General features: G+C 59.2%; 8 protein-coding genes. 5 read left to right on the forward strand and 3 right to left on the reverse strand.

The window, feature by feature from the left end:
* Positions 1 to 104: 104 nt before the first annotated feature.
* The gene (locus tag LRS06_RS13475) at positions 105 to 3,098 is read left to right on the forward strand and encodes a DUF2723 domain-containing protein (RefSeq protein ID WP_257871947.1); all 2,994 of its coding nucleotides are present in this window, start codon (positions 105 to 107) and stop codon (positions 3,096 to 3,098) included.
* Between the two features lie 235 nt (positions 3,099 to 3,333).
* Positions 3,334 to 4,284, forward strand: a complete 951-nt coding sequence (gene rlmB, locus LRS06_RS13480) for a 23S rRNA (guanosine(2251)-2'-O)-methyltransferase RlmB (RefSeq protein ID WP_257871948.1) — start codon at positions 3,334 to 3,336, stop codon at positions 4,282 to 4,284.
* Positions 4,285 to 4,364: 80 nt separating this feature from the next.
* Here the strand turns inward: rlmB and LRS06_RS13485 are convergent, their stop codons facing one another.
* Entirely contained in the window at positions 4,365 to 5,450 is a 1,086-nt protein-coding gene (locus LRS06_RS13485; RefSeq protein ID WP_257871949.1) for a mannose-1-phosphate guanylyltransferase, read from the reverse strand.
* 84 nt (positions 5,451 to 5,534) lie between these two features.
* On the reverse strand, positions 5,535 to 6,512 hold the full coding sequence (locus LRS06_RS13490; protein ID WP_257871950.1) for an SIS domain-containing protein: 978 nt from the start codon (positions 6,510 to 6,512) through the stop codon (positions 5,535 to 5,537).
* 164 nt (positions 6,513 to 6,676) lie between these two features.
* Here LRS06_RS13490 and recQ point away from each other — a divergent pair, with 164 nt between their 5' ends.
* Positions 6,677 to 8,875 carry a DNA helicase RecQ gene (recQ, locus tag LRS06_RS13495; protein WP_257871951.1) on the forward strand — a complete coding sequence of 733 codons (2,199 nt, stop codon included), beginning with the start codon at positions 6,677 to 6,679 and terminating at the stop codon, positions 8,873 to 8,875.
* 160 nt (positions 8,876 to 9,035) lie between these two features.
* Here recQ and LRS06_RS13500 read toward each other — a convergent pair whose 3' ends face one another.
* On the reverse strand, positions 9,036 to 9,458 hold the full coding sequence (locus tag LRS06_RS13500; protein ID WP_308239906.1) for a BrxA/BrxB family bacilliredoxin: 423 nt from the start codon (positions 9,456 to 9,458) through the stop codon (positions 9,036 to 9,038).
* Positions 9,459 to 9,690: 232 nt separating this feature from the next.
* On the opposite strand from LRS06_RS13500, the gene LRS06_RS13505 reads away from it, so the two are divergent.
* Positions 9,691 to 10,755 (forward strand): tetratricopeptide repeat protein, encoded by a 1,065-nt coding sequence (locus tag LRS06_RS13505; protein ID WP_257871952.1) that lies wholly within the window; start codon positions 9,691 to 9,693, stop codon positions 10,753 to 10,755.
* Complete coding sequence (locus LRS06_RS13510; protein ID WP_257871953.1) at positions 10,739 to 12,817, forward strand: OmpA family protein; 2,079 nt, start codon at positions 10,739 to 10,741, stop codon at positions 12,815 to 12,817. Before LRS06_RS13505 ends, LRS06_RS13510 begins: the two co-directional genes overlap by 17 nt.
* The last annotated feature ends 335 nt before the right edge of the window (positions 12,818 to 13,152 follow it).

Consider the following 13,152-nt stretch of genomic DNA (forward strand, 5'->3'; position numbering starts at 1 on the left):
CCCGGCTGCTTTTTTTGCATCTGTACCCCGCCGGCAGGCCCGCCAGCGGTGCGGCGCGGCCGGATTTATTGCCTACTTTTGGCTCTTCTCTGAACAAGTAAGGAATGCGTCGTTACAAAAGCCTGAATAATCTGGTGGGCTGGCTGGTGTTTGCCGTGGCCACCCTCACCTATCTGCTCACGCTGGAGCCCACCGCCAGCTACTGGGACTGCGGCGAATTTATAGCCTGCTCCTACAAACTGCTGGTGCCGCACCCTCCGGGAGCACCTACCTTCCTGCTGCTGGGCCGCCTGCTTTCACTGCTCTCCTTTGGCGATGCCACCAAAGTGCCCCTGCTCATCAATGCGCTGTCGGCCCTTAGCTCCTCGTTCACGGTGCTGTTCCTGTTCTGGATTATCACCATGCTGGCCAAGAAGCTTGTGCTGCGCCGGCCCGGTATGGCCGACGACCGTACGCTGGAGCCTACCAGCGGGCAGACCTGGCTGATCCTGGGCAGCGGTGCCGTAGGTGCTCTGGCCTTTGCCTTCTCCGATTCATTCTGGTTTAACGCCGTGGAGGCCGAGGTCTATGCCATGTCGGCGGTATGCACGGCCGTGGTGGTGTGGCTGATGCTGAAGTGGGAAAACCGTGCCGACGAGCCCGATTCCGACAAATGGCTGATTCTGATTGCCTACGCCATTGGCCTCAGCATCGGCGTCCACTTGCTGAATCTGCTGGCTATTCCGGCCCTGGGCTTTATATATTACTTCCGCAAAAACGAGCACCCCACGCTGCTGGGCTCTTTCCTCACCCTGCTCATCAGCAGCATTATCGTGGGCGTGATTCTGGTGGGTATCATTCCCGGCCTGCCGTCGTTGGCGGGTGGGTTTGAGGTGTTTTTCGTGAACACCATCGGGCTGCCCTTCAACTGGGGTATCATTATCTTCCTACTGCTGTTTCTTACGCTCATCTGGATGGGCTTCCGCTACGCGGCCAACGCCGGCAACCGCCTGCTCAACACCGCCCTGCTGTCGTTCGTGTTCATTCTGATTGGGTACTCTTCGTACCTGATTGTGCCCATCCGCAGCTCCTACCACCCCACCATCAACGAAAATAACCCCGAGGACGTGCTGTCGTTCGTGAGCTACCTCAAGCGCGAACAATACGGTGACCGGCCCCTGCTCTACGGCCCGCAGTTCAATGCCCGGCCCATTGCTTCGAAGGAAGGTGCCAAGCGCTACGTGCGCAAGGGCGACCAGTACGCCGAAGCCGCTCCCCGCACCGAGTATGAGTACGCTCCCGAGGACAAGATGCTGCTGCCGCGCCTTTACAGCGCCTCACCCGAACACCTGTACCAGTACAAAAAGTGGGTAAACGTTCGCGAGGATGTGAAGCCGACGATGGGCCAAAACCTGTCGTTTATGTTCCGCTACCAGTTCGGGCACATGTTCTGGCGCTACTTCCTCTGGAACTTTGTGGGCCGCGAAAGCGACGTGCAGCAGGCCGGCGTAGTGACGCCTTTCGAAAGCAAAAACGGCCTGCCCGAGCGGGTAGCCGACAGCAAAGCCTACAACAATTTCCTGGCGCTGCCGCTCATTTTGGGCCTCATCGGCTTGTTTTACCACACCCGCCGCGACGGCAAAAACGCCTTTATTGTGGGCCTGCTGTTTGTGTTTACGGGCTTGGCCATTGTGTTCTACCTCAACCAGCCACCCATCGAGCCCCGCGAACGGGACTACACCTTCACGGGCGCCTTCTTCGCGTTTGCCATCTGGATTGGACTGGGGGTGCTGGCGCTGGCCGAAGGGCTGCGTACCGTGCTGAAAGCCGACGGCCTGCGGGCCGGCGTGGCCACGCTGCTGGGGCTGCTGATTCCGGGCATCATGGTGGCGCAGGGCTGGAACGACCACAACCGCTCCAACCGCTACATCTCCATCGACTCGGCCAAGAACATGCTGAACAGCTGCGCGCCCAACGCCATCCTGTTCACCAACGGCGACAACGACACCTTCCCGCTCTGGTACGCCCAGGAGGTAGAGGGCATCCGCACCGACGTGCGCGTAGCCGTGCTCAGCTACATGAACACCGACTGGTACATCGACCAGATGAAACGCCCGTCCTATAAGTCGGCGCCGCTGCCCATTTCCATGGAGCGCACCCAGTACGTGGAAGGTACCAACGACTACCTGCCCTACGTGGCTAACCCGGCTGTGAAGGAAGTGAACCTGAAAGAGTTTATTTCCCTGGTGAAGCAGAACAGCCCGCTGCTGCAGGTAAGCTACGGTGAGGGCGGCCCCACGCTGCTGTCTTTTCCCACCAGCAAGTTCTTTTTGCCCATCGATACCGTGGCCGTGCAGAAGCTGGGCATTATTGCGCCGGAGCGCCGCCGCCATGTGGTACCGGTAATGGAATGGGACATGGGAAAAGGTGCTATCGAAAAGAAAAACCTGGCTATTCTCGACATCCTGGCCACCAACAACTGGGAGCGGCCCGTGTACTTCGGTACCACCGTCAACTCTCAGGACTACATGGGCCTGGAACCTTACTTCCAGCTTGAAGGCATGGCCTATCGGATACTGCCCGCCCGCGACCCAGACTACAATCCGCGCAGCGGCGACGACGGCTACATCGTGAAAGACCAGATGTATGACATCCTGCTCAAGAAATTCGCCTACCGCAACCTCGATAATCCCGGGGTGTACTACGACGAAAACAGCCAGCGCTTCCCGGCTAACTACCACGACAAGTTCGCCCGCTTGGCCAACGCCTACCTGGCCGTCGGCAACACGGCCAAAGCCAAAGAAGTAGCCAATAAGTGCCTGGCGCTGATGCCAGACGCCGCCATTCCTTACGACTTCTATACCCCACAGCTGATACCGGCCCTGGTGCAGGGTGGCGAAAAGGTTCGTGCAAACCAGATTATGGACACGCTCACTAACCGGGCACAGCTGGCACTAGCCTACTATACCTCGCACAACCCGGCCCTGCACGACCAGGAAATCCAGCAAAGCCTGATTACCCTGCAAAGCGTGGCCCGTGCCGCCGACAGCGTAGGCGACCAGGCCCGCGCCGCCAAATCCTTCGGGCTGATGCAGCAGTACATGCCCCAGCAGCAGTAAAGATCCAACCGAAAATGCCTGAATGCCCGGCGTTGCGCAAGCAGCGTCGGGCGTTTGTCGTTTGCGGGAGTCATTCGAGCATCTACCGGTGAAGCAGCCACGCCGTCTTCAATGGCTGAGTCCGCTGCTCGGGGTAAGGGCGCATTCCGGGGCAAACGCCGTACCTTTGCCTTCTACCTTGTATTAATCGGTGCGCGGCCCGGCAGTTGTCGGCGCTTTGTGGTGCCGTGGACGTATGGAAAACCGCAACGACCGACCCCGGCAGCCCAAGAGCCGCCCCTTTTACGACGCCGATAACCGTCCCGTACCCCGTCCCGACAGCCGCCGCGCCGACTACCGCCCGGAAGGTCGCTCGGATGAGCGCCCCGACAGCCGCCGCGAAATCCGCGACGATGCCCGCGGTGACTATAAGCCCCGCTATCCGCACCGCCCGGCCGCCGACCGGGGCATCGACATGCTGTTTGGGCTGCGCCCTATTCTGGAAGCCCTGCACGCGCACCGCACGCTGGAGAAAATCTACCTGCTGCGTGGCACCAAGAACAGCATCACTCAGGAAATTACCGAGCTGGCCAAGGAAGCCAACGTGCCCGTATCCCTGGTGCCGCTGGAAAAGCTCAACGACCTCACCCGCAAAAACCACCAGGGTGCAGTAGCCTTCGTGTCGCCCATCGAGTACCAGCCGCTGGACAGCATTCTGGCGGGCTTGTACGAGGAAGGCAAAACGCCGCTGCTGCTCATCCTGGACCGTATTACCGATGTGCGCAACTTCGGCTCCATTGCCCGCAACGCCGAGTGTATGGGCGTGCACGCCATTGTGGTACCCAGCCGCGGAGCTGCCCAGATCAACGGCGACGCGCTCAAAACCTCCGCCGGCGCCCTCAACCTGATTCCGGTCTGCCGCGAGCCAAACCTGAAGGAGACGCTCACCTTCCTGCGCGAGTCGGGGGTGCAAGTGGTGGCCTGCACCGAAAAGGCGGACGCCAGCTTGGAAGCTCAGTCGGTGGATATGAGCGGGCCGCTGGCCGTGCTCATGGGCAGCGAGGAAGACGGCATCAGCCCCGAGTATCTCAAGCTGGCCGACTACAAGCTACGCATCCCCATGGCCGGCCAGATCAGCTCCCTCAACGTATCCGTTGCCAGCGGCATCATGCTCTACGAAGTGCTCCGACAGCGCCTGACGAAGTAATGTGCTAATGTGGAAAATGTGCTGAGGTGCTAATGACTACTTGCTCATTAGCACCTCAGCACATTTTCCACATTAGCACATTAGTTATACCCGTTGCCTTTCTTCGACTTTACATCGGCCACGAAGTCTTTGACACGCTGCTCCTCAGTGCGCTTGCAGATGAGCAGCACGTTGTCGTACTCGGCCACGATGTAGCCTTCGAGGCCCTGCACCACTACCAGCCGCTCCGGAGGTGTTTTGATAACGCACTCTTTGGTATCGTAGAGCAGGGCGTTGCCGTCTACTACATTATTCTGGGCATCGTGGTGGCCCATGCGGTGCAGGGAATCCCAGGTGCCCAAGTCGCTCCAGCCGAAGTCGGCGGGCAGCACGTACACGTTGTCTGCCTTTTCCATCACCCCGTAGTCGATGCTGATGTTGCGGCAGCGGGTGTAGGCCTGAGCAATGAATTCTTCTTCCTGCGGGGTGCCGAGCAGCTGCTGGCCGTCGTCAAACACCTCAGCAATGTCGCTCAGGTACTGATGAAACGCCTGAATGATGACCTCGGCCCGCCACACAAACAGCCCGGAATTCCACAGGAAGTCGCCGCTGTCGAGGAACATCTTAGCCAGTTCAAGGTTCGGCTTTTCGGTGAAGGTCTTCACCTTCTTCAGCGGCCCGAGCGAAGACGTATTGTCGTCCAGGAACTGAATGTAGCCATAGCCAGTGTCGGCGCGGGAGGGCTGAATGCCCAGCGTAATCAGGATATCATGCTCCCGGGCGGCGTCGGCGGCCTGGCGGATGACGCGCTGAAAAATGTCCTCGTGAAACACGGCGTGGTCGGCCGGCGTCACGACAATGACGGCCTCCGGGTCGCGCTGGGCGATGCGGTAGCTGGCATAGGCAATGCAGGGAGCCGTGTTGCGCCCGATAGGCTCGCCCAGAATCTGCTCGGGGGCCAGCTCCGGCAGGTGCTGCTCTACCAAGGAAGTATAGTCGCGGTTGGTTACTACCAGGATGTTCTCCACGGGGCAGATACCGCGAAACCGGTCGATGGTGAGCTGCAGCATGGAGCGGCCCACGCCCAGCACATCGTGAAACTGCTTGGGATGCTGGGTGCGGCTAAAAGGCCAGAAACGGCTGCCAATGCCGCCGGCCATGACCACGAGGTAGGTGTGTGCGTTCATAGAAGCGAGCAGCGCGGAAGGCCGCGCCGGGTGGGGAAATCAAATACCGAGGGGCAAGGTACGGCTTTCCCGCATCCGGCCGGGCTATACCAGCCCTTCGCGCAACAGGTCGTGCAGGTGAATGAAGCCGCTGAACTGCCCGTTTTCCAGCACCACCAGCTGCGTGATGTTGCGCAGCTGCATGCGCGTAAGGGCTTCGGCCGCAAAGTCGTCGGTTTCCACCGTCACGGGGGCCAGCGTCATAATATCCTGGGCGCGCACGTCGTCGAGGTGGGCGAAGTTGGTGAGCATCCGGCGCAGGTCGCCATCCGTAATGATGCCGCGCAGCTCGTCGGTGCCGGGGTCGAGCACGGCGGTGGCACCCAGGCGCTTGCCCGAAATTTCGAGGATGATTTCCTTGAGAGGCGCGTCGATGCTCACGCGGGGTTTTTCGTTGTTGCGGCTCAGGTCGCCTACTTTCAGGTAGAGCTTTTTGCCGAGCGTGCCGCCGGGATGCAGGCGGGCAAAGTCCTGGGAAGTGAAGTCCCGGCTTTCGAGCAGGCACACCGCCAGCGCGTCGCCCAGGGCCAGAGCGGCGGTAGTGGACGTAGTAGGCGCCAGGTTGTGCGGGCAGGCTTCGCGCTCCACCGGGGCGTGCAGCACATAGTCGGCCTGCTTGCCCAGGTAGGAGTCGGCGTTGCTGACCAGGGCGGCCAGGGCCGTGCCTTTGCGCTTGAGCAGGGGCACCAGCACTTTTATTTCGGGCGTGTCGCCGCTCTTGCTGATGCAGATAACGAAGTCCTCGGGCAGGATCATGCCCAAGTCGCCATGAATGGCGTCGGCGGCGTGCATAAACAGGGCCGGAGTGCCCGTAGAGTTCAGCGTAGCCACTATTTTGCTGGCAATGTGGGCGCTTTTGCCAATACCTGTGACGACCACGCGGCCCTGCAGGGCCAGGATGGCGGCGACGCAGTTGGCGAAATCGGGACGCTGGTCGAGGGCAGCAGCTACGCCCCGGATGGCATCGGCTTCTTCGAGAAGCACTTTTTTTGCCAGTGCGTTGGTGTCTTTGAGCTGTTTCAATCTAAATTTGATATCAAATAGAGAGTGGTGCGGCGAGAAAAGAGCGGTTTTAGTCTTAATTCCCGGTACCCGATACTCCCTACTGTAAATTTGTCTAGATTGAGAAAGCAACCCGTGGGTTGTCTGTCTCATCTGCATTCCCCAACCGAGAAGTGAGCAAGTCCATGCCAGCCGTTACCCATGCCGCCAAGCCGGCAGCTGATCTGAAGGGCAAGTTAAAGGAAGTTTTCGGGTACGGCCAGTTTCGGGGTACTCAGGAAGCCATCATCCAGAACGTCATTGAAGGCCACAACACCTTCGTGATTATGCCCACCGGCGCCGGTAAAAGCCTTTGTTATCAGCTGCCTGCCCTGGTACTGCCCGGTACGGCCATTGTGATTTCGCCCCTGATTGCCCTGATGAAAAACCAGGTCGATCAGCTGAATGCCTTCGGAGTGAATGCCGCGTTTCTGAACTCGACCTTGTCGAAAACGGAAATGAACAAGGTGAAGCGGGACGTTATCAGCGGGGAAGTGCGCCTGCTGTACGTGGCGCCCGAAAGCCTAACCAAGGACGAAACCATCGAGTTTCTGAACAAGGCCACCATTTCCTTCGTGGCCATTGATGAGGCCCACTGCATCTCGGAGTGGGGCCACGACTTCCGCCCGGAGTACCGCAAAATCCGCAGCATCATTGATGGGCTGGGCGTGGATGTGCCCATTATTGCCCTCACGGCCACGGCCACGCCCAAGGTGCAGCTGGACATCCAGAAAAACCTGCAGATGGATGAGGCGTCGGTGTTCAAGACCTCCTTCAACCGCACCAACCTGTACTACGAAGTCCGGCCCAAACACCAGACCAAAAAGCAGCTGATTCAGTACGTGAAGCAGCGCAAGGGCCAGGCCGGCATCGTGTATTGCCTCTCGCGCAAGAAAGTGGAGGAAATAGCCGAGCTGCTGCGCGTGAACGACGTGCGCGCCCTGCCCTACCACGCCGGCCTCGACCCACACGTGCGTATGTCCAACCAGGATGCCTTTCTGAACGAGGACTGCGACGTGATTGTGGCGACCATTGCCTTCGGTATGGGCATCGACAAGCCCGACGTGCGCTTCGTAATTCACTACGACACGCCCAAAAGTATTGAGGGCTACTACCAGGAAACCGGCCGCGGCGGCCGCGACGGGCTGGAGGGTGACTGCCTGATGTTCTACAGCTACGACGACATCGTGAAGCTGGAGAAGTTCAACAAGGACAAGCCCGTGACGGAGCGCGACAACAGCAAGCTGCTGCTCCAGGAAATGGCCAACTACGCCGACTCGGCCGTGTGCCGCCGCAAGCAGTTGCTCCACTACTTCGGCGAAACCTACGAGAAGGACTGCGGCTTCTGCGACAACTGCAAGCACCCGCGCGAGAAGTTCGAGGGCAAGGAGTTTGTGAAGCTGGCGTTGCAGGCAGTAGTGCAGACCGAGCAGCGCTTTGGCATCGAGCACCTCACGAGCGTGCTCACCGGCCTGACCAATCCCCACATCGAAAGCTACGGCCACAACAAGCTGCCCATCTACGGGGCCGGCAAAGACCATGACGTGGCATTCTGGCACTCGGTGCTGCGCCAGAGCATGATTGCGGGTTTGCTGGGCAAGGATATCGAAAACTTCGGCGTAATCCGCATCTGCCCCAAGGGCGAGGAGTTTCTGCAGTCGCCCTACAACTTCAAGCTCTCCAAGGACCACAACTACGAGGAGGAAATGCAGGAGCAGGTGGAGCAGGAGGAAGTGCAGCAGGCTGCCGGCCACGACCAGGCCCTGTTCGATATGCTCAAGGCGCTACGCAAGAAGCTGGCTCACCAGAAAGGGCTGCCGCCCTACGTGCTTTTTCAGGACCCGAGCCTGAAGGAAATGGCCACCACCTTTCCTACCAAAACCGAAGACCTGGCCCACGTATCGGGCGTGGGCCAGGGTAAGGCCCAGAAGTTCGGCGCGCCCTTCCTGGAGCTCATCAAGAAGTACGTGGAGGAAAACGACATTATGACTGCCGCCGACGTGGTGGTGAAATCAGCCGTCAATAAGTCGAAAATCAAGATTTATATCATTCAGCAGATCGACAAGAAGATGGACCTGGAGGAAATTGCTTCCTCCAAGGGCATCGACATGCGGGAGCTGATGGAGGAAATTGAGCACATCTGCTACGCTGGCACCAAGCTCAACCTCGATTACTACATCAATGGCGTGCTGGACGAGGAGCGGCAGGAGGAAATCTACGATTACTTCATGACGGCCAGCACCGACAACATTGCCGAAGCCCTGAAAGAGCTGGGCGACGACGACTACACCGAGGAAGATCTGCGCTTGATGCGTATCAAGTTCCTGAGCGAAGTAGCCAACTAAGACCACGGATTCGCGCGGATTAATCGGATTTCACGGATTTTGTAGTTGGCACAGTCTTCAGTCAGGTCTACAGACAAAAACAAAAAGCCTCGCATAGTGCGAGGCTTTTTGTTTGGGAGTAATTGTCCACAAAATCCGTGAAATCCGCGTTAATCCGTGATTAGCAATACTCGGCAAAAGCGCCCTGCAGGTTGTCGACGATGCGCATCATGTCGTTGCCTTCGATGTGGTACCGCTCAATCATGTGCACCAGCTCGCCATCCTTGAACAGCGCGATGCTGGGTGAAGAAGGAGGGTAGGGGAGCAGATGTTCGCGCACTTTGGCCACGGCTTCGGTTTCCATACCGGCAAATACCGTCACCAGCTTCGCGGGCTTTTTGTCGGTGCTGGAAAGGGCCAGCTTGAGGGCCGGGCGGGCCTTGGCAGCGGCGCAGCCACACACCGAGTTGACGGCCACCAGCACCGTGCCGGTAGCAGGCAGCAGCGCCTGGTCCACTTCTTCGGGCGTCATCAGCTGCTCAAAACCGGCTTCCACCAGGTCTTGCCGGATGGGAGCCACCATGTATTCGGGGTACGTTGCCATATCTATGTAGATGAGGAAGAAAAAGAAAAAAGGAAGCGGGCGGAAAAACCCGTCGACAAAATTACGCAAACAATAAGTGTCAGCCCTACCCAAAGGTTTTCAGGACCGACCGAAATCTGCCGGCTTGGGAAACTTCAATTCCCCGGAAAGAATGCCGGATGGGTTGGGAGTGTTGGGAAAGGAAAGTACATTTATACCGGGTGGCACCACCTGGCCCGCCCCCGAACTTTCTATGAAACCACTCTTTACCGCAGCGGCGGCGCTTTTGCTGGTTGGTGGCCTGGCCCGGCCCGTCCAGGCGCAGGTAGATACCGTGCGAGCCAGCACGCTGCCGCCCGCCCAGCTGGCCGAAAAGCTCTACAATAGCGGCATTGCCAAGTTCAATCAGAAAAGCTACCGCGCCGCTATTCAGGACTTTGACCGTGCCCTGGCCGCCAAAGCCGATTTTTCCAAAGCCTACTATAACCGAGCCGCCACCCGCTACGAGCTAAAGGAGTACGACCAGGCTGTGCAGGACTACGACCAGGCCATTAAGCTGGAGCCCGAAGGCTTCACGGCCTACTTTGGGCGTGGGCAGGCCAAGCAGGCTCTCAACCAGGCCGAGGCTGCCGAGCAGGATTACACCAAGTCCACGGAACTAAAGCCCGACTACGCCCCCGCCTGGTACTACCGCGGCGACCTGCGCTTTGAAAAAGGTAATTTCAAGGAGGCGCTGGCTGATTTTTCGGCGGCCGTGAAAGCCGACCCCGCCTACGCCTACGCCTACCACGACCGGGGCAGCGCCCAGCGTCAGCTCGGCAACTACGCCGCCGCCATTCAGGACTACGATCAGGCCCTGAAGCTTCAGCCTGAGCTGCTGCCGGCCCTGCTGAACCGCGCCAGCGCCAAGCGCCGCGCCGGCGACGTGAAAGGCGCCCTAGCCGACTTCTCCGCTTACCTCAACAAAGTCACGGACAACCCCGTGGCTTTCAACAACCGCGGTAGCGCCCGCTTCGAGGCCGGTGACTACAAAGGCGCCGTGGCCGATTTCAGCAAGGCGCTGGAGCTGAACGCCGGCTATGCCTTCGCCTATAACAACCGCGCGGCCGCCTACCTCAAGCTTGAAGACTACAAAAAAGCCGCCGACGATGCTACGCAGGCCATCAAGCTGAACGCCCAGTACGCCGAGGCTTACCTCAACCGCGGCCATGCCCGCGAGATGCTGCGCGAGGCCGACGGCGCGTGCCAGGACTGGCGCAAGGCCGCCGAACTGGGCTTGGAAAACGGAACTGCCTACGCTAATGCCGCTTGTGAATAAGGTGACGTACTCGATGAAGTTTACCCGATTGGTGGCCCTGGCTGCCGCGCTGCTGCTGGCGGTTCCGGCCTTGGCCCAAAGTGTGGAGTTCAGCAAAGACCGGTTCAGCAACGATAAGGAAGGCCTGAAAACTGCGCAGAAAGAAATCAAGGCCGGCGACGAGTGGTATTTTGCTGATCCGCCCAAGTACGAGCGCGCCCTGCCCCACTACCTCGAAGCCCAGAAGTTCAACCCGAATAACGCCCAGCTCAACCTCAAAATAGGCGACTGTTACCTGAACTCCGGGTTTCGGCCGCGCAGCCTGAGCTACCTGCAGAAAGCCTTTGAGCTGGACGGTGAGGTGGACCCCCGCATGCACTTTCTGCTGGGCCGCGGCCTGCACCTGAATGCCCGCTGGCAGGAAGCTATTGCCGAGTACAAAAAGGCCGTACCGCCCACCGGCGCTAAAAACGCGCTGGCTTTGCAGCAGGAAATACGCAAGCACATTACGGAGTGCGAGTCGGGTATGGCCCTCATGAAAAAGCCCACCCGTGTCTTTATTGACAATGCCGGGCCGGGCGTAAACTCGCCGTTCCCGGACTACGGACCGGTTATTTCGGCTGATGAGTCGGTGATTCTGTTTACCTCGCGCCGCGACAACTCTACCGGCGGCCAGACGGACCCCGAATCGGGGGGCTTTTTTGAGGACGTGTACCAGTCGAACCGCGCCGGCGACGGCTGGGGGCCCGCCCGTGCCCTGGCCGAGCCCGTCAATACCGAAGGCCACGATGCTACCGTAGGGTTGGCCCCCGATGGGCAGCGCATGCTGATTTACGTGGAAAACAACGGCGGCGACCTGAACGAGTGCGACCTGCGCGGCAACAAGTGGAGCAAGCCCCAGACGCTGGGCAAGCGCGTGAACACCAACGCCCACGAGTCGTCGGCCTCCTACTCGCCCGATGGACGCATCCTATACTACGTGAGCGACCAGCCCGAGGGCAGCCTCGGCAGCCGAGACATCTACAAGATTGAGCTGGAAGGCAAAGGCAAAGCCGTAAACCTGGGCCCCACTATCAACACGCCCTACGGTGAAGAAGGCGTATTTATGCACCCCGATGGCAAGACGATGTACTTCTCCTCGGAAGGTCACAACTCCATGGGCGGCTACGACATCTTTAAATCGGTGTATGAAAACGGCAAGTGGAGCAAGCCCGAAAACCTCGGCTGGCCCATCAACACGCCCGACGACGACGTGTTCTTCGTGATTTCGGCCTCCGGGCGCCACGGCTACTATTCCTCTTACCGCGACGACGGCCAGGGCAGTAAGGACATCTACCAGATTACCTTCCTAGGGCCCGAAAAGCCGCCCGTGCTCAGCAATGAAGACCAGCTGCTGGCCTCGCGCGCGGCGCCCGTGAAGGAAACCGTGCTGGCCGCTGCCGTGCCCGTGGCTACCACCCAGGTAACTATCCTGAAGGGCATCGTGACGGATGCCGAAAGCAAGCAGCCGCTGGAAGCCACCATCGACGTGGTCGACAACCAGAAAAACCAGACTATTGCTTCTTTCCGCTCTAACTCGCAGTCGGGCCGCTACCTCGTGTCGTTGCCTTCGGGCATCAACTACGGCATTGTGGTGCGGCAGGAAGGCTACCTTTTTCACTCCGAGAACTTTGATTTGCCGGCCGGCGCGGCTTACTCAGAGGTGGTGAAGGACATTGCCCTCAAGAAGCTGAACGTGGGCGCGAAAGTGGTGCTGAACAACATTTTCTTCGACACCGACAAATCGACCTTACGCAAGGAAAGCACCGCGGAGCTGGAGCGCCTCGTGGCCCTGCTCAACGAAACGCCCAAGCTGCGCATCGAAATTTCCGGCCACACCGACAATGTGGGCAACCCGGCCTACAACCAGAAGCTCTCGGAAAACCGGGCCCGCGTGGTAGTCGATTACCTGATAACAAAAGGCATTGACAAAGGCCGCCTGACGTTTGCCGGCTACGGCCTCACGCAGCCGGTAGCGTCCAATACCACCAAGGAAGGCCGACAGCAAAACCGCCGCACCGAATTCAAAGTGCTGGAAAAGTAGGCCAACGTGTTAAAGTGCCTGCCGCTCCTTCGCCGTTCTGCGGTGGAGGAGCGGCTTTTTTGTGGCAGGTGGAAACGCAAAAAAACCGCAGACAGAGCCAGCGGTTTTTCTACACACCTATTGCAACATAATCGAGTAGTTTATAAAAACCCACTCGTTAAACTTTCTCTTCATTCCGTTGCTGACTGGCAGCAGCGCTATTCTGACTTCAACCAACCGCAAACCGCAGGTGCGGTACTTGGGGTGAGCTTCCGCTTCTCGGTTGCAGCGCTATTGCCTCAGCAGTTGAAGCAATAGCGCTGTTTTCCAGGCTTCCGACTTCCGTCATGGGCGGC

Source organism: Hymenobacter sp. J193 (genome assembly GCF_024700075.1).
Lineage (GTDB): Bacteria > Bacteroidota > Bacteroidia > Cytophagales > Hymenobacteraceae > Hymenobacter.